The organism is Leclercia sp. 1548 (assembly GCF_050435045.1).
GTDB lineage: Bacteria > Pseudomonadota > Gammaproteobacteria > Enterobacterales > Enterobacteriaceae > Enterobacter > Enterobacter adecarboxylatus.
Genome location: NZ_JBNDJP010000004.1, coordinates 16,858 through 42,925, shown reverse-complemented (window position 1 = coordinate 42,925; position 26,068 = coordinate 16,858). Strand labels below are relative to the sequence as shown.

Below are 26,068 nucleotides of genomic sequence, written 5' to 3'. Positions count from 1 at the left end.
CGACACAGTGGATAAAACGCCGGAGACATTATGAAAGCCATTGCCATTACCCGTTCAGCACCAGATAACATCGAGTTTTTGCACGAGATTGAGCTGCCGCAGCCGACGGCGACAGGGCACGATCTGCTGATTGAAGTGAAAGCCATCTCCGTCAACCCCGTGGACACCAAGATCCGCGCCGGGTTTACCGGGGAGACGCCGCGCGTTCTCGGCTGGGATGCGGTCGGCGTGGTTACCGCGGTGGGTGAAGCGGTAACACTTTTCGCGCCGGGAGATGAAGTCTGGTATGCCGGGGCGCTGGGACGAGCGGGCAGCAACAGTGAATATCAGCTGGTGGATGAGCGCATTGTGGCGCTTAAGCCGAAAACGCTGGATAACGCCGCAGCCGCCGCGATGCCGTTAACGGCGATCACCGCCTGGGAAATGTTGTTCGATCGCCTGGGTGTTCAGGAGCAGGGCAACGAAGGGGATACGCTGCTGATCGTGGGTGCTGCGGGCGGGGTGGGATCGATTCTGGTTCAACTGGCGCGTAAGCTGACGAAAATGACCGTTATTGGCACGGCATCGCGCCCGGAAAGCCAGCAGTGGGTGCGGGAGGCGGGGGCGCATTATGTCATCGACCACAGCAAGCCATTGTCGGAAGAGCTGGCCGCGCTAGGGATCAAAGAGGTGACCCACGTCGCCAGCCTGAACCACACCGCAGCGCACTATGCGGAGATTGTTAAGGCTCTCGCGCCGCAGGGCAAACTGGCGCTGATTGACGATCCCGAGACGCTGGATGCCCGTCCGCTGAAGGCGAAGAGCATCTCCCTGCACTGGGAGTTTATGTTCACCCGCTCAATGTTTGAAACCCGGGATATGATCGCCCAGCATCAGCTTCTGACCCGCGTTGCCGCGCTGATTGATGAGCAGGTGATCACCACCACGCTGGGTGAGCATTACGGGGCGATTACGGCGGAGAATGTGCAGAAAGCCCATGCGCAGATCGAAACCGGACGCGCGGTCGGGAAGATTGTACTGGAGGGGTTCTGAGATGGGCGCTTCTGACATCATCTCGATTATTGCAGTGTTGAAGGCGAAACCCGGCAAGCGTGACGCGCTGAAGGTGGCCCTGCAGGCGCTGTTAATACCGACTCGCCAGGAGCCTGGCAACGTTGAGTATCAGCTGTTCCAGCTGCGCGACACACCGGACTGTTTTTACGTCCGGGAAGCCTGGCGAGGCCAGGAGGCGCTGGAGGCACACATCGCGCTGCCTCATTTTCAGGCCTTTATTCCGCAGATGGAGGAGCTGCTGGCGGAGCCGTTGCGGCTGGATTATTTAACGCCGGTAGAGCCGTAATTGTTTTGTCAAAGTTTACGGACTGAATTGCTGATACAAAAAAGCCCGCTATGCGGGCTTTCAGGGCTTCATATCAGGTTCTGGTGACCATCTACAAAGAATTTTGGTGGAGCTGGCGAGAGTTGAACGAGCGTCCAAAATTTCTACATCCTTTTATTAATAGTTGGAATTCAATAGGTTATAAATATTAAAGTTGTCTTAGTGTTAAGTGATATTAGCAAGTGTTATGCCTTTTTACACGTCTGTCGCCATTTTTATTGATGCAATAGAATATCTACCTACGATAATTTATACTGGAAGTGATGCAAAAATAAAAAATTTCTTTATTTTTCGATGTGGGGATATATGAAAACGCAGAAATTTGTAAGTGAACTTTTTTTAGAAAATGGGCAGTTCATTCTAGTTGGCTTAACTGGGAGAACTGGTTCTGGTTGTACTACAGCAGCAACTATTTTAGAAAGTAACGAGACAGTATTTCCTGATGTGGATAAATTAACTGATTTTTACAATAATTTAGATTTACAGAGATATAAGATAGTCAAGGATTTCACTGAGAGTCATTGGGAGGCATTTTACTCAATCAAAGTTAGTGACTTGCTATCAGTTTATTTATTAGCATTGTCACATACAGAACTTTCACGCTTCATCAGGTCCTCAACTAAAGATAGCATTGATGAAGTTAAATTGAACGAGATACTTAATGAAGGATCGTTTTCGAAAACACAACTTAGAAAAAAAGGAACGGAGATCTTAAAAGAACTTATCGATCATAGTCAAGAATTAGATCTCGATAATCTAGATGTAACAAACATAAGAAAAACATTGCATTTGGTTAGGTTTTTCACCAATAAATTCAAAAAAGAGCTTAATGAAATAAACACAGGGCTTTATGTATCAACTTATCAGGCCGCTGGAAAATCAATTAGACGGCTTGGTGAAATAAAAACAGATTTTGATGCAGAGGAATTTATTCCAAAATCTGTATTTCATTTGCCTGAAACTATTAATAGGGTCATTAAGCTAATTAGAAAAAGCCAAAATGGTAAGGCATTAGTAGTTATTGATGCTATTCGTAATCCATATGAAGCTAAGTTCTTTAAAGATAGATATGCTGCATTCCATCTGGTATCAATTAATGCCCCGGATGAGCATAGGAAAAAATATTTACAGAAGTTACATAAATTTTCATCTGAGCGCATTAAACATATTGATGATATTGAGTCAGGTAAAGGAGATAAAGACAATCAATATAAACATTTAACGAATCCTAATGTAACCAAGTGCATAGAAATTTCGGATATTCATCTTTTTAATCCTAAGAATGAGTTTGATAACAATAATATACTGAAAGCACAACTTGCATGGTACATCGCACTAATGAAACATCCGGGATTGATCACTCCAACAGCGATGGAGCGCGTTATGCAGGTTGCATATACCGTTAAATTAAACTCTGGATGTATATCAAGGCAGGTCGGTGCCGTTGTTACAGATAACGATAATTCTATTAAATCAGTTGGTTGGAATGATGTGGCCAAAGGGCAGATACCATGTTCAATGAGATCACTCGATGGGTTGATCAATGATTTTGATTCGAAAGTATATAGCTCATATGAGCGAAATGATGCTCTTTTTAGAAAGAAAGCTAAAGGTAATTTAATAAAATTTAGATCGATTGAATCAAGTTCGGAAATTTTCAAAGGACGGAATTTGTCATATTGCTTCAAGGATATTCATAATAGTTTAGATGATGATAAAAAAGGGAATCAGGTCCATACTAGAGCTTTACATGCTGAAGAAAATGCCTTTTTACAACTGGCTAAATATGGTGGCGTTGGTGTGCAAGGTGGTAAGTTATATACTACAGCAAGTCCTTGTGAACTTTGTGCAAAAAAAGCATATCAATTAGAGGTTGCTGAAATAATTTTCATTGATCCTTATCCTGGTATTGCACAAGAGCATATTATTAACATAGGTAATAAGCCACCTATGTTAATTCAATTTAGGGGGGCAATTGGTAAATCCTATCATCGATTATATGAACAAATTATTCCTATGAAAGATGAATTGGATTATTTATTAATGTAACTCTGTATTTTATAGAAAGTTAAGCAGATTTTTATAAACTGCGTCTTCAAGATGATCTGGTGAAAAGTGTGAATATACCATGGTCATCTTGATGTCAGAATGACCCAAAATATCTCTCAAAATAAGTATGTTTCCACCGTTCATCATAAAATGACTAGCGAAAGTATGGTGTAGCACATTAGTGCATTGTCCCGCTGGCAAGTCTATACTGGCCCACATTACTGCGCGCTCAAAAGCTTTTCTGCATGGCGTGAATAGTTTCCCCCTATTTTTGGGGCGTTCGTCATTTAGCTCCTGCGATATCGGTACAGTTCGGTTTTTATTGCCTTTGGTTTGGTATAGTAGATCCGCTATTTTGATAACTGATGGACTGGACGGATACGAGCCATTAGTAGTATGGATAAGAAACGGATTGTTCATATTGTGAGGTATCAAGTTTTTGTCCAGTATTATTTAACCGTGCTCTATCAGAGAGTCGCTATCCAATGTGGCCTTGTAGATTTCTGATGCTTCTATGTCCGATAGCGATTTAATGTGTGCTGAGTTCAATAATCAAAAATATGGTCCTGCGAATTATTGTCATTTTTATCCCCTTGCCACATCGTTAACCAAAGCGGACCTATGCAAACAGGGCTAAAACTAAACAAGCTGCAAAATGCAATGGGAACGGCTTCAGCACGGAGTGGCTTCATTCTCGCTGCAGCTTAAAGTAGGCAGGGCGGATCTCTATACGGAAATTCTGGTAAAGGTCATCGGCTTTAAATTGCCAATAGACGATGCGAAGTGGACCATAACGACATTAATACACACCATCATCCCAGATAAAGGCTTTGTTATCAGCCTTGCGTTTGAAGTGAAAATAGATGATCTCGAAATGGGTAATTTGTTCTCATTTTGAATAATATTGTGCCATTATCGCGATTCAAGCAAAGGTAAGGGGGAAAACTATAATGATGAACTGCCCATTGTGCGGACTAGCAGCACATACTCGCAGCAGTTTTCAGGTGTCTGGCGAAACTAAGGAACGTTATAACCAATGTACTAACGTTGAATGCGGTCATGCCTTCGTTAAGCATCAAATATTTGTTAGTTCAGCATGCCGTCTGCAAAAAAATCAGCTATGCACCTTCATACCCAAAAGGAACTAAACAGCAACTTATCTAGTGAATAAGCCCGCCACTGGCGTGTTTGAATTTTTTACTTTAAATAGTAATAAACAATAATCAAGGCTCATTTATATCCAAGATTAATAATCATGAGTATAAATTGATTCTGCCAATTATTCTTCTGGGATTTCTTTTCCTTGTTTTATCAAATACTTAATGGTTGCATAATCATAATATCCTGCAGAAACTTGCTTAGCATATTCGATACGTTGTAAAGCCATTGCCTTTTCGTACATTGCACTTTTTAGCGTAATTGCTAAGAAATGATCTAGCTCTGCCAATTCCTCCGCAGTCCTGTCTGCCGTATTCAAAAATCGACGCTCGTGACGCTCAATCGCACCAACAAGAAACGCTGCACGATCCGCAATGTTATGTAATGGCTTATCTCCCAGCAGATTATTGCACTGGGGGCAAGAAGGCACAGTATGGCGGCGATCATAGTGTCTCTTGCCTCCTCGCCATGCAACAGAAACTACATGATCTCGCACAATACCTGAATTATAATCACCGCAATAAATACAACGCGGTCGTTCTGAATCGTTTTGATTTATGTTTAATGTTGAGGTCGAACTAAAATCCTCACGAATATATGGTACCGGCTTTATACGTTTCGCTTTACTTGCAACCACAGCCCTAATAGCTTCGTCTGACAACTGCTCATCTTCTACTTCTATACTACTTTTTACTGATTTATTTTTAGACTTTGATGATGCATTATCAATAAATAGGCCAGCCTCCAATGCAGGTTTACTTGAGGTGGATAGTGTACCTATTATTGATTTATTACGTTTCGAAGAGGGTTGTTTTAAGTACGAGGGATTGTTAACTTGGCTATCCTGCTGTGCAAATTTTGTAGAATTAGGCTCTATAGCATAAGAATACTTACCAAAAATCTCATGAAATTTGATTATGCAAGTGAACTCATTATTATTAAAACGGCTATGGAAATGTTCTAAGACCTGCTCTTTGCTGTGGAAAAACATCTTACCTCCTCATGGCAGTCAGATCCCGAAGTTACGGAATTATTTTCTTACCTACTTTGCATCAGGGCTTCCAATGATTAAGAATTTTCATAAGATGTGCGAACACCCAAAGAACTGATGGTTGGCTTATGACCTGTCGCCATTTCTAAAGAAAAAGAGGTTACGTTTTCACGTAACCCCTTTTTTTATTTGGTGGGCTGGCGTCCCTGTGTTTTGTTTTTTATTTATATGATTTAAAATGTTTTTTTGTTTGTTTCTTTCGTTTGGGGTTCAATAAAGGAACCTAAAAGTAATGCGAGAATAGCTTCTCCTTTTTCTGGGGCTAAAATCTTAGAGAGTGCAACGCTGAGGAGTTGAACTCACAAAGCATAGCCGTGCTGATCTCGAGTCTATCTACCATATGCAAGATGCAAACCATTTACCTGCAACCAAGCCTTTTCTCATTTTTGACGAAACTGGTAAGCGTTGAAGTACAGAATTTAATCACAAACAATATAACTATTTGATAAATAGGATATTATTAGAAAAAAATGAATGTAGAAGAAAAATGGCACTTTTTGCAAAAATAGTTCTATGCCAGTGCTGACCTGCTTTTACAGCTGCCTCCTACAAATCTGTCTGAAAAAACACCAATCTTTAATCAATTCTTGCTTTTTAGGAGTTGATCGTCATAAGCGATCTGAAGATACTACATCCATCAAAACAACAATGGAGAAATGTATGGCAGAAAGAAAAAGATTTATCCGTTTACCTGAAGTGCTGCAAAGAACCGGATTTAGTAAGGCTTGGATTTATCGAATGATCAAAGACAAGAGTTTTCCATCACCTATTAAAACTGGTCCGCGTTCTATTGCATTCATCGAAAGCGAAGTCGACCAGTGGATTGATGAAAAGATTCTTTATTCACGTAATCAAGCTGCTTAAAATAAATATCTCATACTATTTATTATTACTTATATGACACACAGCTTCTAGTGTGAAATGTCTCAAAATCGCATACAGAGCGTTTTAAGGCTATATATGAAAGGTATTATTTATTTAAAATAAAAGGCCAGATTTTTATCTGGCCTTTTTTATTTTTTATCTAAACGAATATAATGATGAAAAAATCATTGGTTTATTCTTGACAGGTAATATATTGAGAGATATAAAAAGAAGATACAAAAAAAGCCAGATATTAAATCTGACTTTTTGAGGACTAAAAAAGTTTTCGCTGACTTTTTTTAGCCTTGTAATCAGTTAGAGGTATAACGTGATTACAAATATAATAGAGTATTAAATAATCTTTTCATATTTGTCAAATCTAATCCAAGCTTTTTACAAGTCTTTTAAATACCACTTCCAGAATCTTTTATGTCCTCGAAAGCAATCAAATTATAAACCTTTGTATCAGGTCTGCATATGTGGAGCAATTGAGCGCGAGTCGTTAATAAGAGATGTCCGTATGTTTGTTGGTTGTAGGTATAGAAGGGGAAGCGACGTAATACCAACCCGAAGCGAAGTTCTAAACAGATAAGTGAAGTTGTATATGGAATAGCTATGAGAAAGCCCTACCTTTGTTTACAGCATAAATAGGGGATAACAATACACTAATCTGCATGAACGAATCTGGGGGTGTCGTAGGGTGTCCTACATTGGAAACGATGTAGAGCTTAAAGCCAGATCAACTTGGGTGAAGTCATATTTTTCATCTTGGTTTTCGCCAATCCTGATAGATTTCCAACAAATACGTTGGAAACTTCAGGAGGCAAAGCCTTGGGTGAAGTCCCTTTTCGGGGGCGAACGCAAGGCAGTATACAACTCCCCTTAAGGCTAATTTTATTTACACTCAAGGTGCCCTGTGTTTAATGGCACTAATAAAATATAAAATAAATCTATAATTAAAGAAGTTATAGGGAGAAGCCAGATAAAGTAAAAGGTACAACATATCCCTCGAGCCAAATATCCCCCTTGATGTCCGTTCAAGATCCATATCCTTAACGATATTAGATCGTTATTAAAGATCAATATTTGCATATTGATAGATTTCATCAATCAAAGTACGCCCAATCGATCGTTATCAATTGGTGTTAGCGATCAGTTATCTTTTTTTTGATAGTTAAAAGCTATCATGGTTCGTTTTTTCGATCGGTACAAACGATATGACTGGGGGTGAAAATAATTGAATTCTAAGTTGTTTACAGATCAAGCGTAGATCTGTGTCATTAGTGAGGAAAAAGTTATGCACAAGCTTATGTTAGTAACAGTTCTAGCTGCCATTTTGTCTGGTTGTGGCGATGACAGTATCTATGGCAACTACGTTAGCCCTCAATACGGTGTCAGGCTTGATATTCAGAAAGACGTTATTAAGTTCCGTGATGGGGTTTTTACCGTTAAAAGCTGGGATGAAAGTAAGAAACCCATTTATATTGCAAGAACGCATAACAAAGATCTCGGCTCTTGGACTTTTAAAATCGAAAAAGTCAAAGACGGTGTCGTTTACCAAGGTGCGGTTTTTAAGAAGGATTAGAAAATGGACAACAATACTATTCAATGTCCCTACTGTCTAAAAGAAAGCCAGAAAGGCGTTCACGTCTGCACAGGATGCCAAGCCTCAGTATTATATGGTACCTATCCGCAATGGTATGCATTCGTGGTCATTGTTTTAGCTTTTGGTCTTTCCGGCCTGATCGGAATGTCTGCAGGTATGGCGGGGGCCGTTATTAGTCTTCCTATAATCGCTATTGTCGGTTTTATCGCCGGCAAAGCTATTTTCTCAGACAACATTATATTCAGAAGAAGAATGTAAGCCATTTTTGTCTTTCAGGGTGATGCTCCACTACGTGAACCATCACCCATAAAAAGTTTATTTCTTACCGAGTGTCGTCAAGTAATAAATCGGAACCCACTGATATAAAAGCCATCAGCGGGACCCCTCGATCTATTACTTGACGATTTGACCTTGCTGCAAATTTCATGCACAGCTACCAGAAAGACAATATATTATTTAGCCTATCTTTTATTTGCATTTTATTTTTTATGCAGGGTATTTATTTATGTAGCCGCTATATTGACAAACTTTTTAGATCGGTTATTTATTTAAATATAGGTTGAGTTCAGCTTTATTTTTAGCTTTTCGGAAACTGAGGCAAGGTGTAATAGCGTATCCGCTATTTACCCAATCCTTCGGATTGCCCTATCTCGCTTTGCTCGTAGGGTTGAAAAAGATCTACCCTTTCGCCTATTCCCCCTATCAAAGGGGAGGCGGTAAAACCCGGTAGTTTTACATTGGATATTATAACTATATAGGAGCATTTAATATGCATAAAGATTTTGAAAGTAGGTTGGCTGTATATTCAGATAAAGATTACTTATTAGAAAGTGATGCTTTTAATTTAAGTGATGCACAATATAAAAAAGCATTAAAGATGTATTTTGATTTAAGATATATTTACGATAATGATAATCAAAAAGCCATTAATGCATTAACTAGTATTTTATATCAAAGATGCTTTTTTTACATACAAGCAAACGTAGAGTTAGATGTTAATATAGATAGTCTTTTTGATGTATATACTGATTATTTTGTAGAGCAAGGAATAGTCAAGAGGATATATGATTTTATATGTAATACCGATACTAAAGAACAATACGCTGAAATTAATTTCATTTATTCTGATTTGTTCAATAAAGATGGAGGAGAAATATTATGATGTTTTTTATTATTCTGCTGGTAATACTTTGTATTACGTTAGGTGGTTTTATGATTAGAAGCTGTACAGCAAAAACAAACTCATCAAGTGAAGCAAAACAAACAATATCAGATGTTAAAAGTATAATAGATAAAAAAGAGTTGCTTAAATACAAGAGAAGTAAAAGAAGATGATTGATATAAGTAAGATTGATTTTAATGTAAAAGCAGAAATATTAGCACGTTTCTTTTATTACATAGAGCAAGTTAGAGATATACCATTTAGTGAAATAAATGATGATGAGCGTAGTTTTTGTTATTATGTTGCTTACAGCTATATGACAACACATATAAAAGCTGATGAGTTATTACAAACATTGATCGATGAAAATGATGAAGACTATATAAAATCTATAATAGATTATATGCACACAGGATTATAATATGGATACAGATAGAAAAAGAGGTCGCATAGATTTAACTCACGACAAACGCAGAGATATATCTATACAGTTTAGAGTAAATAAAGAAGAGCTTGAATATTTAAAAGAGCTTGTTGATGCTTCTGGTTTAGAGCGAGGTCATTACATTAGAAAAGAGATTTTAAACGCTGAGCCAGTGATAAAAAGAAAAATGCCGGAAGTAAATCAAAAAACATATATGCAACTTTCAGCCATTGGAAACAATATAAACCAAGCAGTTAAAAAACTAAATAGCAATGAGTATTTTGATAAAGATGAAGTTGATAAGCTTAATTTTAATATAAAGCAAACCAGCAGAAGGATAATAGAGATAAATAAGGATCTTGGATATATATGAAAGGAAACGTAGCTAAGACTGGCAAGTCATTTAAAAATAGAGTTGATTACATATTAAAAGATGATCACAGTTTTATTTGTAGCAATATGTCAGCAGATAAAATTAATGTTAGTGATTTAACTGATGAGTTTAAAACCGTAAGCAGTTTTAGACAGGATATAAAAAAACCAGTCTTTCACGCTTTTTTATCTGTACCAAAAGATGAAAAGCTAACTGATGAAAAATGGGAAGAGATAGCAAAAGATTATTTGAAAGAAATGAATATCGATATAGATAAACATCAATATATTTGTGTGCGTCATAACGATACAGATAAAGAACATATCCATATAGTAGCAAATAGAGTTGGTTTAGATGGTTCGGTATGGCTTGGTCAGCACTCAGCATTTAATACAATATCAGCTTGTGAACGGCTTGAGATAAAGCACGGCTTAACCATCACGGATGGCTTGAAAGGTCAGAAATCGGACGTATCAGCACCAACCAAAGCAGAGATCGAGATGGCATTGAGAACAGGTGAGAAACCAGCTCGTATCGTGCTACAAAACGCACTACAAGCGGCTTTAGTCGGTAAGCCTAATTTGTCTACGTTCTTGGAACGTCTGCAGGCTGTCGGCATCGAGCCGGCCTTTAACGTTGCAAGCACTGGCAACGTCGCCGGGGTGTCGTTTGGTATCAAAAATAATGAAAAAAATATTTATTTCAAAGGCTCACAGTTGGGTAAAAAGTTTAGTTGGAACACTATTAAAACGAAGGTGAAATATGACAAAGATAGAGATGATGAACTCGTTAGGAGCTTCTCAGCAAGAAAAGATGATGAACCAAATAGTATTGGACGATCACCTATTGAACCAAATATCAATGACGATAGAACCCTTGTCAGAGTCGATGATGATATTGTCGGAATCAGTCAGCACGGCATTAAATCAGACACAACAAACATTAACAAGAGTGAACAACTCATTAGACAAAACAACAACAGCTTTAAATTCAGCGAAAAATATAATAGACCAACAAGCACAAAAGTTAGAAGATCAACACAAAAAGCTGCACAAATACTCAACAGAGTTAAAAAACAACTCAATAAAGAATCAATCAAGCCTTATAATCAAAGTGGCTTCAATATGTGGCGTGATAAATCTGATAGCAGTTCTATCAGTAGGATACTTGATCATGCAGAAACAGCAACAACAGCCACCAATCAATTTAGACTCAAAGGCCGTAGCAGTTTCAATAGTAGAGCAACTAAAATCGAAGAAATAAGAGAACGTTTGGGTATTAAAAAGCCAGTTATTCAGCCAAAGAATAAAGAAAAAATAGTTAAAGAAGAAAAAAAGAAAAAGCCATCTTATTTAGCTGAAAATGAAAATAGATTTAAATCAAAATTGGAAGCTAGAGTTAAAAGTGAAATATTAAAATCAATACAGAAAGATGATGATCAAAATTTGAAACATAGAACGTTAAAGATAAAATAAAAGAGGCGCGAGGCCTCTTTTATATATTATCACCTCTAAGCTATATAATCTCTAAGGGTAGTTGATGCGTACTATCATTTTTTTGATGGTTTGTTTTTTTGGATAGTTTGCTTTTGACTACTTCAGCAACGACTTGAGCTAATTTACAAGGTACCGCATTGCCTATTTGGCTGAATACTTTTGATTGAGGACCGACGAAAATATAATCATCTGGGAATGTTTGTAGTATGATTGCTTCATCAATCGTCAATCTTCTTAATCTCTTAGGAGCATCTCCATATTCCGCCTTTTTTGTACCTTCCATTAAAGCCTTGTGATGTTCTTCAACCCAGCTTGGCATATCGTCATATAAATGCCCTTCATCAATTATGGGCGTTCTGTTTCCACCCATACTTGCAGGCAGTGTGCTTGACCATGCATCAGGATTTAGAGGTCTGCCCTGACCATTAAAAAGCATACCAGCATATGGAGACTTTCTCAGCACAGGTTTTTCAGCAAGAGTGATTTTCGCCTTGGTAATTCTTGAGTTTTTTTCACTGCCTGCGGGGCCAAGATGCTTTATAGCCTCACGTAAAGATATGGCTTTCTCTTTTTTGTGCTCGAAGTCAGTGTCTGTTATTTGTTTATTTTTACCAAATATACCTATAATAAAAACACGTTCTCTGGATTGAGGGACACCAAAATCTTTTGCGTTAAGGATTACCATTGAAAGTGTATATCCTAATGCTGACATTCTTCTAAATATCTCTTCTCTAATCCCCTTGAATTTTTCTAATGCTCCTAAGGCTTTGACATTTTCCATTATAAATGCTTTAGGCATTATTCGTTCAATGACGTCGCAATATGAGAACACGAGTTTTGAGCGAGGATCATTCGGATCCATTCTGCCAGCAACAGAAAACCCTTGGCACGGTGGCCCTCCGACTACTAAATCGACACCTTTATGTGTGCCTATAGCATCAAGATTTTTTTCAATATCTCCTTCATATAGTAGTGTTTCTTTATGGTTTTCTCTATAGGTTTTACAAGCGTAGGGATCTAGTTCATTAGCCGCTACAATTTCAAAACCTGCGTTTTGGACGCCAACATCCATACCACCCGCACCACAAAAGAGAGATACTGCCTTCATAAAACCTCTTCAAAATATGTGAATTTCGAATATTTTGTTCTTTATAGCATAATTTCTTGATTATGAATACAAAAAAAACTATTCACAGCCCGGTTTATAGCGAGTTAATAGACAGACTTGCTGAAGAGCGTAAGCGCCTTGGTCTATCTCAATTGGAGGTAGCGAACGCCCTTAATCTTACTCAAGCTGATATATCTAAAGTGGAGCATAAAGAGCGCCGCTTAGACGTTTTAGAACTGAAGAAAATGTTGGAAGTTTATAGAATATCTGAAAATAAAAAACTCCGTGAAATAATAATCAATTTTTTCGTTATGGATAAAAAATGAATGTTCAAACAAGAAATGATAGAGCTAAACAGTTTATTTTAGATCAACTATCAACTGTAGCTCAACTTAACGAAAGTGATTTTGAAGATTTACCGAATTTCCAAAGGCTTAAATCTATCACTCAGGATTTAATTTATGTTAAGGCTATGGGATTCAGAGGGGTTGTTGCTACGGCTTTAACAGGCAAGTTTCTTGATAATAACTATGATTATTTGAATAATTTCTACCAATGTAATCCGCGATCTATCTTTGAAAATGGAATATTTTACGCGTTTCAGGAAATGAAAATACCTTGTGGAAAATCAGACCCATTAAATGTAGCAAAAAATATTAATGTTTTAGATGGGAATTGGGCTATGGGGAGAAGGCCTCAGCAAACCGCGATGGCTGCAGTTGATTTATTAAGAATCATTAGCAGTGAAGGTGATGATGCTATTCGGCAAAAAATTGTCAATTATTTCTTTTTCCGTTTGTTATCTTATTCACAAGAGTGTGGTTCAGTAGTTATTCACACTCTTAATGAAACTTTCCTTTCAAATCAGATCGTTGCTTCAAAGTTAATTAGCTTTACCCTTAATTATCCTGAGTCTGGAACTATACCGCAGTTTGTTATTTCGAAAATATTATCCTCCCTATATAGCCAGTCATCTATTAATGTTATTGGCGGAGATGAAAGTGTTTTTGGAACTAATACCACATCGAAAAAGCCTGCTGATATATGGCTCGAAAAAGAAGGCGCAATATTAAATCTCTACGAAATAACTGTTAAAAAAATCGATTACAAAAGATTGGACGATAGTATTCAGTCCCTTGCTAATACAGACTCTATGGAGAAACCCATTATATTCATATGCCGACTACCGGATGATATAAATACTTTGAACGGGTATCAAGAAGGTGTTCTAACGTACAAAAATAAATCATTTAATTTTGTGGATATATCAGAGTTTATAAAAAGCACTGTAGCTTTATTATCTACCGTCCAAATTGAACTTCTTCTGTCCGAAATAGAAGCATTTGTTGGCTCATATTTAAGGCCCGTTAAGACTAAAAATGGATGGAATGAAATCTTCGGCAATTGATACTATTCATAAAGAGCAGAAATTCTGCTCTTTTTTATTTGGCTTGCTATTGTTAAGAAATGATAGACTTTCGCTTGTGGGCTTGAATACAGTCTCCCCACCACTGCATCAGTTCTGTTCTTTCAGCAAGATACTCGGAACGATTGTAGGCAGCTATGATTTCGTTGTTTTTAGTATGAGCTAAGGCTGATTCAAGCACTTCCGTTCTAAATCTACCACTTTCTTCAGCAGCCGTTCTTGCTATAGAACGCATTCCGTGGGCGACCAGCTCCCCACCGAATCCCATACGGATGATCGCAGCATTAGCGGTTTGCTCATGCATGTGGTTAAGCGGGGCTTTGATACTTGGGAAAACCCACTCTCTATGACCACTGATTGGTCTGATTAACTCAAGGATGCGCATAGCCTCTTTACTTAGCGGAATCTTGTGAGGGCGCTTCATCTTCATAAACTCACCGGGGATGTTCCAGAATCGATGCTCTTCGTCTATATCATTCCAACGAGCACGGACAGCTTCTCCCGGACGAACCCACGTAAGTAATTGCCACTCAATTAGAAGACGAGTTTCAAGCCGTATAGAAGCGTTAGATAGAGCAATCAAGAACCGGGGTAAATCATCCGGTGGTAAAGCAGGCATATTTTGTTTCTTGGGTTTACTGAATCGCTGACCGAGATTGTCAGCAGGATTAAATTCAATAAGTTCTTCTGTCGCAGCCCAACGGAAAATTTCATTTAGACGTGAAATGATACGGCGGAGGGTTTCCAATACGCCTCGTTGTTCTATAGGGTCAAGGTGTTGTTTTAAGAGCTTCGGACGGATATCTTTGATAGGAACGTTGCCTAAACCGGGGAAAATATTTCGTTCAAGGCTCCGCCAGATGTCTTCTGCGTGGTCTGGAGAGATACCAGAGGTCTTAACCTTTTCATCTAACCATTTCCTAGCAACCGCTTGTAGCGTGTGCTCAGTGGCATCCTTAAGGGCATTGGCTTTATCGTTGTTATGAATCTGCGGATCAATACCGTTTGCAAGCAATGACAGGTATTCATCACGTAAAACCCGTGCCTTGGCAAGTGTGAGATGAGGGTAGGTTCCTAAGCTCATCTTGGTTCGCTTTTTGGTTACTGGCACTGCATACCTGAAATACCAGTTTTTCTTGCCTCCTACAGAGAGAGGGGCGATTCGTAGCATCAGGCCGTCACCATCAAAAAGGTTGATCTCCTTTTCTGCAGGCTTGGTATTTTTGATTTCAGTGTCAGTAAGTTTCTTAGCGATCTTTGCCATTTTAGGACCCTCGATTTTGGGACCCTTTGCGTTGGGTCCCAAAAAGGGTGCCATAGCTGATAGCTTCTAGCAAATTTCAGTAGACTTCTATAGACGTAAAAAAGCCCGCAAGGCTGGTTCCGTGCGGGCTTGGTAGACTTCAGTATACTTCAAACAACTAAAAAGTGGTGGAGCTGGCGGGAGTTGAACCCGCGTCCGAAATTTCTACATCCTCGGTACTACATGCTTAGTCAGTCTTTACATTCGCACGCCAGCTGCGGACAGACACGCCACTAACGAACTAGCCTGATTAGATTTAACACTTCAGCCCCAGGCAGGACATCCATGCGATCTCTTTTGGGTTTGACCTCTCTTTGATCCCCGTCTTAAGAGCGGAAGCTAGGGAGAGAGGGCTCTTAGCAGGTTATTAAGCTGCTAAAGCGTAGTTTTCGTCGTTTGCGACTATTTTTTTGCGGCTTTTTACGAGGCAAACCGCCCCTCGGCATGCACCTTGGGTTTCGCAAATCCCGTCGAATCCAGAATCAGCCCCAATAGTGTTACAGCAAGTATACCAGAACTCGTAGCCGGGATACCACCCCGGAACGCTAACTTATTGAATCGCTCAATAAGTGCACGGAAATTAACGGCCTGCGTGCTTCATGATGCGCGCTTTATCGACCTGCCATTCACGGTCTTTGGCGTCGTTACGTTTGTCGTGCTGTTTCTTACCTTTTGCCACGCCGATTTTCACTTTGCACCAGGCGTTCTTCCAGTACAGCGACAGGGCGAGCACGGTATAACCTTCGCGGTTGATGCGCCCGAACAGGGAATCCAGCTCACGCTTGTTCAACAGCAGCTTACGGGTGCGGGTAGGATCGCAAACGTAGTGTGAAGAGGCGACCGTCAGTGGCGTAAAGTTCGCGCCAAACAAAAAGGCTTCGCCGTCTTTGAAGATCACGTAGCTATCACCGATGTTGGCTTTACCCGCACGCAGCGATTTAACTTCCCAGCCCTGTAACGCCAGGCCAGCTTCGAATTCTTCTTCAATGAAATACTCGTGGCGGGCACGCTTGTTGAGCGCAATGGTTGCCGAGCCAGGTTTATGTGCTTTTTTCTTCGTCATAAGTGTCGTGAAGCCGTAGGTAATCTGATGTCAAAAAGTCACCTCATTGCGTCCTGTGAGGTCTAACGCGCTATATTAGCACGAGATGAGGCTCAGCGTTTTTTTAACAGGTGATAAATGTTATTATTTGTTGGTTGTTTGATCAGGAAAAATGTTATGCCTCAGATTAGTCGTACTGCGCTTGTCCCTTACAGTGTGGAACAGATGTACCAGTTAGTGAATGACGTTCAGTCATATCCGCAGTTTATCCCGGGATGTACCGGGAGCCGCGTGCTGGACTCAGGCCCGACGCAAATGACGGCGGCGGTGGATGTTTCCAAAGCCGGGATCAGCAAAACATTCACGACCCGCAACACGCTGACCGATAACCAGAGCATTCTGATGCATCTGGTGGATGGCCCCTTCAAAAAATTGATGGGCGGGTGGAAGTTCGTTCCGCTCAGTGCCGACGCCTGCCGGATCGAGTTTCATCTCGATTTCGAGTTTACCAACGCCCTGATTGAACTGGCGTTTGGCCGCGTGTTTAAAGAACTGGCGGCGAATATGGTCCAGGCGTTCACGTTGCGCGCCAAAGAGGTCTACAGTGCCAGCTAACATCGTGGTGGAAGTGGCCTACGCGCTGCCAGAAAAACAGTATTTGCAACGCGTAACTCTGGAAGAGGGCGCCACCGTTGAAGAGGCGATCCGCGCCTCTGGCCTGCTGACGCTGCGTAGCGATATCGATCTGGCGAAAAACAAAGTTGGAATTTATAGCCGTCCGGTCAAACTGGCCGATAACGTGAAGGATGGCGACCGGGTGGAGATCTATCGCCCACTGATTGCCGACCCGAAAGAGCTGCGTCGCCAGCGTGCGGAGAAGTCTGCTAAATAAGGTGGCTTTCAGGGTGACACTGTTTTCACCGGGTTTACAGGCAGCGAGAGAAACAAAAAAGGTGCTCATTGAGCACCTTTTTGTATTTCTGAAACCTTACTCTTTGGTGAGCGCCGGTTTGTTATCGATGTTCGTCAGAACGCCGCTGCTGTTGAAGGTCAGCGTCAGGGTCTGCTGGGAAACGTCCTCATGGCCTGGCTTCTGGCGGAACACGTAGAACCAGGTATTGGTGCCAAACGGATCGGACATCATCGGCGTGCCCAGGGCATAGGCAACCTGCTGCTGCGTCATACCAACACGAATTTTAGACACATCGTTAGGAGCAAGATAGTTCCCCTGGTTGATGTCAGGACGGTAAACCACTTTTTCCAGAGTGGAGCAGCCTGCGGTCAACATCAGAAGAACCGCTGCGGCAGCGGTCAGCGTTTTACAGCGCATAGTGATTTGATTCCTTTTCCGGCCCGGGCAATACGCGACGGCTCATATGTAATATGCCGATGATAATAGACCTTTCACCACATTAAAACCTCTGGCGGCAGGTCTGTCGGCGTTTTTATTGTTCTGTATGACCCTGAGATACCGAAAAAGTTTAGGCAGCCAGCAGTTCTTTCGCATTCGCCAGCGTGTTGCGGGTGACTTCGCTGCCACCCAGCAGACGGGCCAGTTCCTGCAGACGAGCACGTTTGTCCAGCGGCTGCATGTGTGTTTCGGTCATCTCGCCGTCGGTTTCTTTGCTGACAAAGAAATGATGGTGGCCGCAACCGGCAACCTGCGGCAGGTGGGTCACACACATCACCTGGGTGGACTCGCCAAGCTGGCGCAGCAGTTTACCTACTACCGCCGCGGTCGGGCCGCTGATACCCACATCCACTTCATCGAAGATCAGCGCCGGGGTTTCCATTTTCTTCGCCGTGATCACCTGAATCGCCAGGGCGATACGCGACAGCTCACCGCCGGACGCAACGCGGGAGATAGCCTGTAGCGGCTGGCCCGGGTTGGTAGTCACGCGGAATTCAATGCGATCTGCACCTTCAGCCGTGAGGTGGTTGGCTTCAAACTTCACATCAATGGTGAAAACGCCGTGCGGCATTGACAGGAGATGCATGCTCTCTGTGATGTGCTGACTGAGTTCCTGAGCGTAACGCTGACGAACATTGTGTAGCTGCGTAGCGGTTTCGATAGCCTGCTGATGATGCACGCTGACGGCCAGAGAAAGGGTTTCCAGCGAGTCGGCTTGATCGTCGAGCTGATTTTGCTCGTCCAGCAGGGACTGATGGAAGTTCGGCAGCTCTTCCGGCGAAACGTGGTGCTTACGCGCCAGGGAAATTTGGCGCGAAATACGCTGTTCCAGCTCAAACAGACGGTTCGGATCGAGATCAAGACGCTCGCAGTAGTGGCGCAGCTCGTCACTGGCTTCGGAGATTTGAATGGCCGCCTCTTCCAGCATATCCAGCATGCCGGACACTTTGCTGTCCATTCCCGCCAGTTCAGTCACCAACTGACGCACGGAATAGAGCTGGCTTTGCAGGTTTACCTCTTCGCCGTCGGCCAGTAAGGTCAGCGCCTGCTGGCCGGTGGAGAGCAGTTGCCCGCTGTTGGCGAGGCGCTTGTACTCTTCGTCGATCTGTTCAAATTCGCCCGGCTGCGGGCTAAATTCGTTCAACTCTTTCAGTTGATAGGCCAGCAGTTCGGCGCGGGCCGCGCGCTCCTGGCTCTGCTGTTGGTGCAGCGCCAGCTCACGGCAGCTTTGATGCCACTGACGATAGTGCGCCGCCATCAGTTGCATAAGGTCAGACTCACCGGCATAACCGTCGAGTAAGGACTTCTGCTGATCGGGCTTGATTAATTGCTGATGGGCGTGCTGCCCGTGGATCTGGATTAACAGCTGACCCAGTTCACGTAGTTGGGACAGAGGCACCGCAGTACCGTTGATGAAGCCACGAGAGCGACCGTCGCTGTTGAGCACGCGGCGAAGTAAGCACTCACGACCATCTTCGAGCTGGTTCTGTTCAAGCCAGCGCAGGGCGGCAGGGGTATCTTTAAGGGAGAAACGGGCGCAGAGATCGGCGCGGCTGGCGCCAGCGCGAACCATATCGCCGTCGGCACGACCGCCAAGGCACAGCCCGAGCGCATCAATCGCAATGGATTTACCGGCACCGGTTTCCCCGGTGATAGCGGTCATTCCGCTGTTGAAATCAATTTCTAGCTCACGAACGATGGCGAAGTTGCTGATGGTCAGTTGTGCCAGCATAAACGTTTTCCTGTATGAAAAACCATAACTGTGTTTGTGTACAGTATAAACTGGTTTTTTATCCAGTAAAGTGCTGGATGCTATTTCAGAACAATTTTTTCGACCAGCCTAGCTTGGAGCTTAATGTGTTGAAATAGCTGTAGTCTTTAGGGTGGATCAGATTCAGGTGATAATCGCAGCGGCGGATCAGCACATCTTCCCCTTCCTGTATCGGCAGCGCGATTTGGCTGTCGCAGCTGATCTCGAGGTCGTTACGGCGGTGAGAGAAACGCAGACGAATCGTGCTGCTGCTGTTGATCACCAGCGGGCGGGCAGAGAGGGTGTGCGGGAACATCGGCACTAACGTGATGGCATCCAGCGACGGCGTCAGGATCGGGCCGCCCGCCGAAAGCGAATAGGCCGTGGAGCCGGTGGGGGTAGAGATAATCAGGCCATCGGAGCGCTGCGAGAAGGCAAAGATTTCGTCGATATAAACTTCAAACTCAATCATGTGCGCCACTTTTCCCGGATGCAGCACCACTTCGTTAATCGCGGTGCTGATCCGCTTCTGGCAATCCTGCTGGCACACCTGAGCTTCCAGCAAAAAACGTTTTTCACTGATGTAGTGGCCTTCCAGCACGTCTGCGAGCTGCTGCTGGGCGTTATCCGGGTCAAGGTCGGTCAAAAACCCCAGGTTGCCACGGTTGATACCAATGACTTTAATGTCATAGCGGGCGAGGGTTCGCGCGGCGCCGAGCATATTGCCGTCGCCCCCGACCACCACCGCCAGGTCGGCCTGCTGGCCGATTTCCGCCAGCGTGCCGGTTTTGACGTTTGTTAATTGCAGTTCCTGGGCAATCTGTTGTTCAACAATCACATCGTAGTTCTTGGCGCACAGCCAGCGATACAGCATTTCATGTGTCGTCAACGCAGTAGGGTGACGTGGATGACCGACAATCCCAATACACTTGAAATGGTTGCTCATTTTCTGAAGGTCCTTGTGCGAATGAATGATGACAATGTGGCTTGTTCCCTTGAATCCCGGAAACTGATCCCCATAATAAGCGAAGTTAGCGAGTTGAATGCAGAAAAACGCGGAGAAATTCATGAGTAGTAAAGAACAGAAAACGCCTGAGGGGCAAGCCCCGGAAGAAATTATCACGGAGCAGCACGAAGAGGTTGAGGCTACAGAGGCTGAGGCCGGTGCTGAGCAGGTGGATCCGCGCGATGAAAAAATTGCGAATCTGGAAGCTCAGGTAGTTGAAGCCCAGAATCGCGAGCGCGATGGCATCCTGCGCATCAAAGCGGAAATGGAAAACCTGCGTCGTCGTACCGAGCTGGATGTTGAAAAGGCGCATAAATTTGCGCTGGAGAAGTTCGTCAACGAACTGCTGCCGGTTATCGACAGCCTGGATCGCGCGCTGGAAGTGGCGGATAAAGCCAACCCGGACATGGCCCCGATGGTTGAAGGCATCGAGCTGACGCTGAAATCCATGCTCGACGTGGTGAAGAAGTTCGGTGTGGAAGTTGTTGCCGATACCAACGTGCCGATGGATCCAAACGTGCATCAGGCAATCGCGATGGTGGAGTCTGAGGACGTCGCTGCCGGTAACGTACTGATGGTGATGCAGAAAGGCTATACCCTGAACGGTCGTACCATTCGCGCGGCGATGGTCTCTGTGGCGAAAGCTAAGGCGTAATTTGCCTCCCGTAGTGCCGGGTGGCAGCTTCGCCTGACCCGGCCTACTCCAGTTTACTCCGCGACGCTCTCCCTGAGCGGTTTCACCGGTAATACTCTCACCTGCTTAATCATATTGTCCTGTACGTCCAGGATATCAATATCATACTGGCCGATACGCACCCGTGTGCCTGCCGCCGGGATCTCCTCCAGCGCTTCCAGAATCATGCCGTTAATGGTACGGGCTTCCGCTTCCGGCATCTGCCAGTTAAAGGCTTTGTTCAGTTCGCGGACGTTTGCGCTGCCGTCAATCAGCACCGAGCCGTCGTTTTGCGGCGTGACCTCTTCAGCAAGGGAAGGGGACATGGACGTGGTAAAGTCGCCCACAATCTCTTCCAGAATATCCTCTACCGTTACCAGCCCCTGGATATCGCCATATTCATCGACCACCAGACCCACTTTCTTTTTATTGCGCTGAAATTTAATCAGCTGGGTGCTGAGCGGCGTGCCTTCCGGGATGTAATAAATCTCATCTGCCGCGCGCAGCATTACCTCTTTGGTGAATTCGTTTTTCTCGGTCATCAAACGATACGCTTCGCGTACGCGCAGCATGCTGATGGTGTCGTCCAGCGAATCGCGGTACAACACGATGCGGCCATGCGGGGAGTGGGTCAACTGGCGAACAATCGACTTCCAGTCATCGTTGATATCAATGCCCACGATCTCATTGCGCGGCACCATAATGTCGTCAACGCTGATCTTTTCCAGATCCAGCACCGACAGCAGCATATCCTGATTGCGGCGGGAAATTTGCGAGTGGGATTCATGCACGATGGTACGCAATTCATCTTTGCTCAGCGCACTGCTGATCGCCACATCTCCTTTAATGCCCACCATGCGCATCAGCACTCGCGTCACGCCGTTTAACAGCCAGACCAGGGGCATCATCAGAATGAGTAACGGTGCCAGCAGGAAGCTGCTGGGATAGGCCACTTTCTCGGGGTAGAGCGCGGCGATGGTCTTCGGCAACACTTCGGCGAACACCAGCACCACGAAGGTGAGCACGCCGGTGGCGATAGCGACCCCGGCGTTCCCATACAGACGCATGCCGACAATGGTGCCCAGCGCAGAGGCGAGAATGTTGACCAGGTTATTGCCGATAAGCACCAGGCTTATCAGGCGATCCGGTTTACGCAGCAGTTTTTCCACGCGACGGGCGGCCCGGTTACCCTGTTTGGCGCGATGACGTAACCGGTAGCGGTTCAGCGTCATCATGCCGGTTTCTGAGCCGGAGAAATAGGCGGAGATAACCACCATGACGATCAGGGTGACGATCAGCGTGGTGGTGGAGATGTGTTCCAGGGGGAACTCCTTGGTTGCTTAGCCGGCGATTTGTTGGATGACGCGGCTACCAAAATAAGCCATTGTCAGGAGGCCAGCTCCCGCAACGTTGAACCAGACCACGCGGCGACCGCGCCAGCCTTCATGATAATGGCCCCATAACAGGACAATATAGACAAACCACGCGATGATGGAGAGCACGGCCTTATCGATATTCTCCATACTGAAGAGATTTTGCATATAAAACAGGCCGGTACTTAGGGTGAGCGTCAGCAATACCACCCCGACTTGAGTGATGTGAAACATCTTGCGCTCGATGGTCATCAGCGGCGGCATTTCGTTACTGAACGCCAGCTTTTTATTTTTGAGCTGGTAGTCAATCCAGGCCAGCTGGAGCGCGTACAGCGCGGCAATGATCAGCGTTGCATACGAGAACAGCGACAGGCCAATATGCACCATCATCCCGGGAGTAGTTTCCAGATGGGTGATGAACTCATTCGGCACGAAGGTAGCAAAGGCGAGGTTGATCAGCGCAAAGGCATAGACAATCGGCAACAGCAGCCAGCCGCGATTTTTCGAGGCCACAATGGTCATCACCGTACAGATCATCAGACTGACCAGCGAACCGACGTTAAGCAGGCTCAGGTTTTGCCCGCTGCCGTCGCCCGGCAGAATGCGCGCTTCGAGCGCAAAGGCGTGACTTATCAATGCGATGACAGCCGACAAAATAGCCATTCGCCGCCAGCCGCTGTTTTTTTGTAGCAGGCCAGGGATGATCAGCGCGAGGCTGACAGAGTACGCCACAAGGGCGATCAGTGCGAAAACAGGCATATAGGTGTCGACAGTTGTCCTGATGAGAAAGAGGTGCAGTATAACGTTACGTGAGGCGTGCTCCAACCGTTGCATAACAACAAAGGCGCCTTCATGTTATACTGCGGCAAAATTCTGTGTACGTGTCGCGCCAGCGACCTAACGTTTCTACCCCAGGCGAGAGACAATGTTTGATAATTTAACCGATCGTTTGTCGCGCACGCTGCGCAACATCAGCGGCCGTGGACGCCTTACTGAAGACAATATTAAAGAGACGCTGCGCGAAGTACGCATGGCGCTGCTTGAAGCAGACGTCGCGTTACCGGTCGTGCGTGATTTCATCAACCGTGTGAAAGAGAAAGCGGTTGGTCATGAAGTGAACAAGAGCCTGACCCCGGGTCAGGAGTTCGTCAAAATCGTTCGTAATGAACTGGTTTCGGCGATGGGCGAAGAGAACCAGAGCCTGAACCTGGCGGCGCAACCGCCGGCAGTGGTGCTGATGGCCGGTCTGCAGGGTGCGGGTAAAACCACCAGCGTCGGTAAGCTGGGTAAATTCCTGCGCGAAAAGCACAAGAAGAAAGTGCTGGTCGTCTCTGCCGACGTTTATCGCCCGGCGGCGATCAAACAGCTGGAAACCCTGGCTGAACAGGTTGGTGTGGAGTTCTTCCCATCCGACGTAGGACAAAAGCCGATCGATATCGTTAACGCGGCGCTGAAAGAAGCGAAGCTGAAATTCTTCGACGTGCTGCTGGTGGATACCGCCGGTCGTCTGCACGTTGACGAAGCGATGATGGACGAAATCAAGCAGGTGCATGCCGCGATCAAACCGGTCGAAACCCTGTTTGTTGTCGATGCGATGACCGGTCAGGATGCGGCCAACACCGCGAAAGCGTTCAATGAAGCGCTGCCGCTGACCGGCGTGGTGCTGACCAAAGTGGACGGTGACGCCCGCGGCGGTGCGGCGCTTTCGATTCGTCATATCACCGGCAAGCCGATCAAATTCCTCGGCGTGGGCGAGAAGACCGAAGCGCTGGAGCCGTTCCACCCGGATCGTATTGCCTCCCGTATCCTCGGCATGGGCGACGTGCTGTCGCTGATCGAAGATATCGAGAGCAAAGTTGACCGTGCGCAGGCCGAGAAGCTGGCGACCAAGCTGAAAAAAGGCGACGGCTTCGATCTGACCGACTTCCTGGAACAGCTGCGCCAGATGAAGAACATGGGCGGTATGGCAAGCCTGATGGGCAAGCTGCCGGGCATGGGCCAGATCCCGGACAACGTTAAATCGCAGATGGATGACAAAGTTCTGGTGCGGATGGAGGCAATTATCAACTCCATGACGCTGAAAGAGCGTGCCAAGCCGGAGATCATTAAAGGCTCCCGTAAACGCCGTATCGCGGCGGGCTGCGGGATGCAGGTCCAGGACGTTAACCGCCTTCTGAAACAGTTCGATGATATGCAGCGCATGATGAAGAAGATGAAGAAGGGCGGTATGGCCAAAATGATGCGTGGCATGAAAGGTATGATGCCGCCAGGATTCCCGGGCCGCTAAAACACGGGCATAAAGCTATCTTGTTTGCCAGTTTAGCCCCGGGGTGTGCTCGACAAAACACAGTCGTGTTGTAAACGTCCTTCAGGGCGGCCCGAAGGGCGAGCGGAGCGGGTAAATGCTTGCGTACTACCTGTACGCTCCGCTTTTTTGCACACCCTGACTGAACTGGCTGCAGCGATATGCGTCTTATATCCCCTGTTTAAGAGATGCTGATTGCATTTTCCCCAGAAATCAGTAAAATTTTCGGGCTTTTAATATGACACCGGGTTCCTTCCCTCGATGGGGCCCGGTGTTTTATTCACACAAGAGGATGTTATGGTAACTATTCGTTTAGCACGTCACGGCGCAAAAAAGCGTCCGTTCTACCAGGTTGTTGTTACTGACAGCCGTAATGCACGCAACGGTCGCTTCATCGAGCGCGTTGGTTTCTTCAACCCACTGGCCTCTGGCGCAGAAGAAGAAACCCGTCTGGATCTGGATCGTATCGCTCACTGGGTTGGCCAGGGCGCTACTGTTTCCGATCGCGTTGCTACGCTGATCAAAGCAGCAAACAAAGCAGCTTAATCTGTCACGGTGGTCATGATGAGCAAAAAAGCACCTGTTGAACCGATTGTATTGGGCAAAATGGGTTCTTGCTACGGTATCCGTGGTTGGCTCAGAGTGTTTTCCTCCACCGAAGACGCCGAAAGCATTTTTGACTATCAGCCCTGGTTTATCCAGAAGGCGGGTCAGTGGCAAGAGGTCGAGCTGGAAAGCTGGCGTCACCACAATCAGGACATCGTTATCAAGCTGAAAGGCATTGACGATCGCGATGCCGCGAATGCACTGACCAATTGTGAAATTGTCGTGGATTCGTCGCAGTTGCCTGAACTGGAAGAGGGTTACTACTGGAAAGACCTTATTGGTTGCCAGGTAGTCACTACCGAAGGTTACGGTCTGGGGAAAGTCATCGATATGATGGAAACCGGATCCAATGACGTTCTCGTCATTAAGGCAAACCTGAAAGATGCGTTTGGCATCAAGGAGCGGCTGGTTCCGTTCCTCGATGGGCAGGTTATCAAGAAAGTCGATCTCGCTACTCGTACTATCGAAGTAGATTGGGATCCTGGTTTTTAAATTCTCCTGAAA

At 44.8% G+C, this 26,068-nt stretch carries 28 protein-coding genes, 1 other RNA gene and 3 pseudogenes; 21 read left to right on the top strand and 11 right to left on the bottom strand.

Annotation, left to right across the window (positions count from 1 at the left end; all coding sequences use genetic code 11):
* Positions 1 to 30: 30 nt before the first annotated feature.
* From ABIE02_RS12870 to ABIE02_RS12860, 3 genes are all read left to right on the top strand, one after another.
* Entirely contained in the window at positions 31 to 1,032 is a 1,002-nt protein-coding gene (locus tag ABIE02_RS12870) for a zinc-binding alcohol dehydrogenase family protein (protein WP_144839668.1), read from the top strand.
* Positions 1,033 to 1,048: 16 nt separating this feature from the next.
* On the top strand, positions 1,049 to 1,339 hold the full coding sequence (locus ABIE02_RS12865; RefSeq protein WP_262659068.1) for a putative quinol monooxygenase: 291 nt from the start codon (positions 1,049 to 1,051) through the stop codon (positions 1,337 to 1,339).
* A 345-nt stretch (positions 1,340 to 1,684) separates the two neighbouring features.
* On the top strand, positions 1,685 to 3,427 hold the full coding sequence (locus ABIE02_RS12860) for an anti-phage dCTP deaminase (RefSeq protein WP_148569474.1): 1,743 nt from the start codon (positions 1,685 to 1,687) through the stop codon (positions 3,425 to 3,427).
* 9 nt (positions 3,428 to 3,436) lie between these two features.
* Here ABIE02_RS12860 and ABIE02_RS12855 read toward each other — a convergent pair.
* Positions 3,437 to 3,763, bottom strand: a pseudogene (locus ABIE02_RS12855) (tyrosine-type recombinase/integrase); the annotation flags it as partial.
* 278 nt (positions 3,764 to 4,041) lie between these two features.
* On the opposite strand from ABIE02_RS12855, the pseudogene ABIE02_RS12850 reads away from it, so the two are divergent.
* Positions 4,042 to 4,325, top strand: a pseudogene (locus ABIE02_RS12850) (phage late control D family protein); the annotation flags it as partial.
* 52 nt (positions 4,326 to 4,377) lie between these two features.
* A pseudogene (locus tag ABIE02_RS12845) lies at positions 4,378 to 4,591 on the top strand (ogr/Delta-like zinc finger family protein).
* Between the two features lie 115 nt (positions 4,592 to 4,706).
* On the opposite strand, the gene ABIE02_RS12840 reads toward ABIE02_RS12845, so the two are convergent.
* Positions 4,707 to 5,576: an HNH endonuclease gene (locus tag ABIE02_RS12840; protein WP_148569472.1), complete on the bottom strand. Its 870-nt coding sequence runs from the start codon at positions 5,574 to 5,576 to the stop codon at positions 4,707 to 4,709.
* Positions 5,577 to 6,296: 720 nt separating this feature from the next.
* Here ABIE02_RS12840 and ABIE02_RS12835 point away from each other — a divergent pair.
* The 8 genes from ABIE02_RS12835 (at position 6,297) to ABIE02_RS12800 (ending at position 11,540) form a co-directional block, all read left to right on the top strand.
* Positions 6,297 to 6,500, top strand: coding sequence for a helix-turn-helix transcriptional regulator (locus ABIE02_RS12835; protein WP_255091224.1), 204 nt, complete (start codon positions 6,297 to 6,299; stop codon positions 6,498 to 6,500).
* Between the two features lie 1,297 nt (positions 6,501 to 7,797).
* Complete coding sequence (locus ABIE02_RS12830; protein WP_336995192.1) at positions 7,798 to 8,085, top strand: hypothetical protein; 288 nt, start codon at positions 7,798 to 7,800, stop codon at positions 8,083 to 8,085.
* Positions 8,086 to 8,088: 3 nt separating this feature from the next.
* The gene (locus ABIE02_RS12825; protein WP_336995193.1) at positions 8,089 to 8,364 is read left to right on the top strand and encodes a hypothetical protein; all 276 of its coding nucleotides are present in this window, start codon (positions 8,089 to 8,091) and stop codon (positions 8,362 to 8,364) included.
* A gap of 511 nt (positions 8,365 to 8,875) precedes the next feature.
* Complete coding sequence (locus ABIE02_RS12820; protein WP_336995194.1) at positions 8,876 to 9,268, top strand: hypothetical protein; 393 nt, start codon at positions 8,876 to 8,878, stop codon at positions 9,266 to 9,268.
* Entirely contained in the window at positions 9,265 to 9,441 is a 177-nt protein-coding gene (locus tag ABIE02_RS12815; RefSeq protein ID WP_429211283.1) for a hypothetical protein, read from the top strand. The genes ABIE02_RS12820 and ABIE02_RS12815 overlap by 4 nt, the downstream gene beginning before the upstream one ends.
* Complete coding sequence (locus tag ABIE02_RS12810) at positions 9,438 to 9,689, top strand: hypothetical protein (protein ID WP_336995196.1); 252 nt, start codon at positions 9,438 to 9,440, stop codon at positions 9,687 to 9,689. Before ABIE02_RS12815 ends, ABIE02_RS12810 begins: the two co-directional genes overlap by 4 nt.
* 1 nt (position 9,690) lies before the next feature.
* A complete protein-coding gene (locus ABIE02_RS12805; RefSeq protein ID WP_336995197.1) occupies positions 9,691 to 10,065 on the top strand; it encodes a plasmid mobilization protein in 375 nt (124 codons plus the stop codon).
* A complete protein-coding gene (locus tag ABIE02_RS12800; RefSeq protein ID WP_336995198.1) occupies positions 10,062 to 11,540 on the top strand; it encodes a relaxase/mobilization nuclease domain-containing protein in 1,479 nt (492 codons plus the stop codon). Before ABIE02_RS12805 ends, ABIE02_RS12800 begins: the two co-directional genes overlap by 4 nt.
* A 40-nt stretch (positions 11,541 to 11,580) precedes the next feature.
* Here the strand turns inward: ABIE02_RS12800 and ABIE02_RS12795 are convergent, their stop codons facing one another.
* Positions 11,581 to 12,669: a DNA cytosine methyltransferase gene (locus ABIE02_RS12795; RefSeq protein WP_336995199.1), complete on the bottom strand. Its 1,089-nt coding sequence runs from the start codon at positions 12,667 to 12,669 to the stop codon at positions 11,581 to 11,583.
* A 62-nt stretch (positions 12,670 to 12,731) separates the two neighbouring features.
* Between ABIE02_RS12795 and ABIE02_RS12790 the strand changes: the two genes are divergently transcribed.
* Complete coding sequence (locus ABIE02_RS12790) at positions 12,732 to 12,995, top strand: helix-turn-helix domain-containing protein (protein ID WP_242388338.1); 264 nt, start codon at positions 12,732 to 12,734, stop codon at positions 12,993 to 12,995.
* Entirely contained in the window at positions 12,992 to 14,077 is a 1,086-nt protein-coding gene (locus ABIE02_RS12785; RefSeq protein ID WP_336995200.1) for a hypothetical protein, read from the top strand. Before ABIE02_RS12790 ends, ABIE02_RS12785 begins: the two co-directional genes overlap by 4 nt.
* A gap of 52 nt (positions 14,078 to 14,129) precedes the next feature.
* Here ABIE02_RS12785 and ABIE02_RS12780 read toward each other — a convergent pair whose 3' ends face one another.
* The 3 genes from ABIE02_RS12780 to smpB all read right to left on the bottom strand — a co-directional run bounded on the left by ABIE02_RS12780 (position 14,130) and on the right by smpB (position 16,461).
* Positions 14,130 to 15,359 (bottom strand): integrase domain-containing protein, encoded by a 1,230-nt coding sequence (locus ABIE02_RS12780; protein WP_336995201.1) that lies wholly within the window; start codon positions 15,357 to 15,359, stop codon positions 14,130 to 14,132.
* 165 nt (positions 15,360 to 15,524) lie between these two features.
* Positions 15,525 to 15,888, bottom strand: a transfer-messenger RNA (tmRNA) gene (gene ssrA / locus ABIE02_RS12775).
* A 90-nt stretch (positions 15,889 to 15,978) separates the two neighbouring features.
* Complete coding sequence (gene smpB / locus ABIE02_RS12770; protein ID WP_014071418.1) at positions 15,979 to 16,461, bottom strand: SsrA-binding protein SmpB; 483 nt, start codon at positions 16,459 to 16,461, stop codon at positions 15,979 to 15,981.
* 156 nt (positions 16,462 to 16,617) lie between these two features.
* On the opposite strand from smpB, the gene ABIE02_RS12765 reads away from it, so the two are divergent.
* Both ABIE02_RS12765 and ABIE02_RS12760 read left to right on the top strand, forming a co-directional pair.
* A complete protein-coding gene (locus ABIE02_RS12765; RefSeq protein ID WP_032613279.1) occupies positions 16,618 to 17,055 on the top strand; it encodes a type II toxin-antitoxin system RatA family toxin in 438 nt (145 codons plus the stop codon).
* Complete coding sequence (locus ABIE02_RS12760; RefSeq protein WP_032613278.1) at positions 17,045 to 17,332, top strand: RnfH family protein; 288 nt, start codon at positions 17,045 to 17,047, stop codon at positions 17,330 to 17,332. The genes ABIE02_RS12765 and ABIE02_RS12760 overlap by 11 nt, the downstream gene beginning before the upstream one ends.
* 96 nt (positions 17,333 to 17,428) lie before the next feature.
* Here the strand turns inward: ABIE02_RS12760 and bamE are convergent, their stop codons facing one another.
* From bamE to nadK, 3 genes are all read right to left on the bottom strand, one after another.
* The gene (gene bamE, locus ABIE02_RS12755) at positions 17,429 to 17,770 is read right to left on the bottom strand and encodes an outer membrane protein assembly factor BamE (RefSeq protein ID WP_032613277.1); all 342 of its coding nucleotides are present in this window, start codon (positions 17,768 to 17,770) and stop codon (positions 17,429 to 17,431) included.
* 151 nt (positions 17,771 to 17,921) lie between these two features.
* Positions 17,922 to 19,583 (bottom strand): DNA repair protein RecN, encoded by a 1,662-nt coding sequence (gene recN, locus ABIE02_RS12750; protein ID WP_032613276.1) that lies wholly within the window; start codon positions 19,581 to 19,583, stop codon positions 17,922 to 17,924.
* Positions 19,584 to 19,668: 85 nt separating this feature from the next.
* Positions 19,669 to 20,547, bottom strand: coding sequence for an NAD(+) kinase (nadK, locus tag ABIE02_RS12745; RefSeq protein ID WP_077227861.1), 879 nt, complete (start codon positions 20,545 to 20,547; stop codon positions 19,669 to 19,671).
* Positions 20,548 to 20,668: 121 nt separating this feature from the next.
* Here nadK and grpE point away from each other — a divergent pair, with 121 nt between their 5' ends.
* Positions 20,669 to 21,262 carry a nucleotide exchange factor GrpE gene (grpE, locus tag ABIE02_RS12740; RefSeq protein WP_032613272.1) on the top strand — a complete coding sequence of 198 codons (594 nt, stop codon included), beginning with the start codon at positions 20,669 to 20,671 and terminating at the stop codon, positions 21,260 to 21,262.
* A 53-nt stretch (positions 21,263 to 21,315) separates the two neighbouring features.
* Here the strand turns inward: grpE and ABIE02_RS12735 are convergent, their stop codons facing one another.
* On the bottom strand, positions 21,316 to 22,602 hold the full coding sequence (locus ABIE02_RS12735) for an HlyC/CorC family transporter (RefSeq protein WP_032613269.1): 1,287 nt from the start codon (positions 22,600 to 22,602) through the stop codon (positions 21,316 to 21,318).
* A gap of 18 nt (positions 22,603 to 22,620) precedes the next feature.
* Positions 22,621 to 23,412, bottom strand: coding sequence for a cytochrome C assembly family protein (locus tag ABIE02_RS12730; protein ID WP_059307373.1), 792 nt, complete (start codon positions 23,410 to 23,412; stop codon positions 22,621 to 22,623).
* Positions 23,413 to 23,578: 166 nt separating this feature from the next.
* Here ABIE02_RS12730 and ffh point away from each other — a divergent pair, with 166 nt between their 5' ends.
* From ffh to rimM, 3 genes are all read left to right on the top strand, one after another.
* Positions 23,579 to 24,940 (top strand): signal recognition particle protein, encoded by a 1,362-nt coding sequence (gene ffh / locus ABIE02_RS12725; protein WP_032613265.1) that lies wholly within the window; start codon positions 23,579 to 23,581, stop codon positions 24,938 to 24,940.
* A 315-nt stretch (positions 24,941 to 25,255) separates the two neighbouring features.
* Positions 25,256 to 25,504: a 30S ribosomal protein S16 gene (rpsP, locus tag ABIE02_RS12720; RefSeq protein ID WP_022649067.1), complete on the top strand. Its 249-nt coding sequence runs from the start codon at positions 25,256 to 25,258 to the stop codon at positions 25,502 to 25,504.
* A gap of 15 nt (positions 25,505 to 25,519) precedes the next feature.
* Positions 25,520 to 26,056: a ribosome maturation factor RimM gene (gene rimM / locus ABIE02_RS12715; RefSeq protein WP_370462877.1), complete on the top strand. Its 537-nt coding sequence runs from the start codon at positions 25,520 to 25,522 to the stop codon at positions 26,054 to 26,056.
* Positions 26,057 to 26,068: the final 12 nt, after the last annotated feature.

What these genes read in the sequence shown, in the direction of transcription:
- ABIE02_RS12870 (WP_144839668.1), top strand. Translation starts at nt 31, where the DNA reads ATGAAAGCCATTGCCATTACCCGTTCAGCACCAGATAACATCGAGTTT.
- ABIE02_RS12815 (WP_429211283.1), top strand. Translation starts at nt 9,265, where the DNA reads ATGATGTTTTTTATTATTCTGCTGGTAATACTTTGTATTACGTTAGGT.
- bamE (WP_032613277.1), bottom strand. Translation starts at nt 17,770, where the DNA reads ATGCGCTGTAAAACGCTGACCGCTGCCGCAGCGGTTCTTCTGATGTTG.
- ABIE02_RS12835 (WP_255091224.1), top strand. Translation starts at nt 6,297, where the DNA reads ATGGCAGAAAGAAAAAGATTTATCCGTTTACCTGAAGTGCTGCAAAGA.
- ABIE02_RS12820 (WP_336995194.1), top strand. Translation starts at nt 8,876, where the DNA reads ATGCATAAAGATTTTGAAAGTAGGTTGGCTGTATATTCAGATAAAGAT.
- grpE (WP_032613272.1), top strand. Translation starts at nt 20,669, where the DNA reads ATGAGTAGTAAAGAACAGAAAACGCCTGAGGGGCAAGCCCCGGAAGAA.
- ABIE02_RS12860 (WP_148569474.1), top strand. Translation starts at nt 1,685, where the DNA reads ATGAAAACGCAGAAATTTGTAAGTGAACTTTTTTTAGAAAATGGGCAG.
- ABIE02_RS12800 (WP_336995198.1), top strand. Translation starts at nt 10,062, where the DNA reads ATGAAAGGAAACGTAGCTAAGACTGGCAAGTCATTTAAAAATAGAGTT.
- ABIE02_RS12805 (WP_336995197.1), top strand. Translation starts at nt 9,691, where the DNA reads ATGGATACAGATAGAAAAAGAGGTCGCATAGATTTAACTCACGACAAA.
- ffh (WP_032613265.1), top strand. Translation starts at nt 23,579, where the DNA reads ATGTTTGATAATTTAACCGATCGTTTGTCGCGCACGCTGCGCAACATC.
- ABIE02_RS12790 (WP_242388338.1), top strand. Translation starts at nt 12,732, where the DNA reads ATGAATACAAAAAAAACTATTCACAGCCCGGTTTATAGCGAGTTAATA.
- ABIE02_RS12785 (WP_336995200.1), top strand. Translation starts at nt 12,992, where the DNA reads ATGAATGTTCAAACAAGAAATGATAGAGCTAAACAGTTTATTTTAGAT.
- smpB (WP_014071418.1), bottom strand. Translation starts at nt 16,461, where the DNA reads ATGACGAAGAAAAAAGCACATAAACCTGGCTCGGCAACCATTGCGCTC.
- ABIE02_RS12730 (WP_059307373.1), bottom strand. Translation starts at nt 23,412, where the DNA reads ATGCCTGTTTTCGCACTGATCGCCCTTGTGGCGTACTCTGTCAGCCTC.
- ABIE02_RS12810 (WP_336995196.1), top strand. Translation starts at nt 9,438, where the DNA reads ATGATTGATATAAGTAAGATTGATTTTAATGTAAAAGCAGAAATATTA.
- rpsP (WP_022649067.1), top strand. Translation starts at nt 25,256, where the DNA reads ATGGTAACTATTCGTTTAGCACGTCACGGCGCAAAAAAGCGTCCGTTC.
- ABIE02_RS12825 (WP_336995193.1), top strand. Translation starts at nt 8,089, where the DNA reads ATGGACAACAATACTATTCAATGTCCCTACTGTCTAAAAGAAAGCCAG.
- nadK (WP_077227861.1), bottom strand. Translation starts at nt 20,547, where the DNA reads ATGAGCAACCATTTCAAGTGTATTGGGATTGTCGGTCATCCACGTCAC.
- ABIE02_RS12795 (WP_336995199.1), bottom strand. Translation starts at nt 12,669, where the DNA reads ATGAAGGCAGTATCTCTCTTTTGTGGTGCGGGTGGTATGGATGTTGGC.
- rimM (WP_370462877.1), top strand. Translation starts at nt 25,520, where the DNA reads ATGATGAGCAAAAAAGCACCTGTTGAACCGATTGTATTGGGCAAAATG.
- ABIE02_RS12830 (WP_336995192.1), top strand. Translation starts at nt 7,798, where the DNA reads ATGCACAAGCTTATGTTAGTAACAGTTCTAGCTGCCATTTTGTCTGGT.
- ABIE02_RS12780 (WP_336995201.1), bottom strand. Translation starts at nt 15,359, where the DNA reads ATGGCAAAGATCGCTAAGAAACTTACTGACACTGAAATCAAAAATACC.
- ABIE02_RS12765 (WP_032613279.1), top strand. Translation starts at nt 16,618, where the DNA reads ATGCCTCAGATTAGTCGTACTGCGCTTGTCCCTTACAGTGTGGAACAG.
- recN (WP_032613276.1), bottom strand. Translation starts at nt 19,583, where the DNA reads ATGCTGGCACAACTGACCATCAGCAACTTCGCCATCGTTCGTGAGCTA.
- ABIE02_RS12840 (WP_148569472.1), bottom strand. Translation starts at nt 5,576, where the DNA reads ATGTTTTTCCACAGCAAAGAGCAGGTCTTAGAACATTTCCATAGCCGT.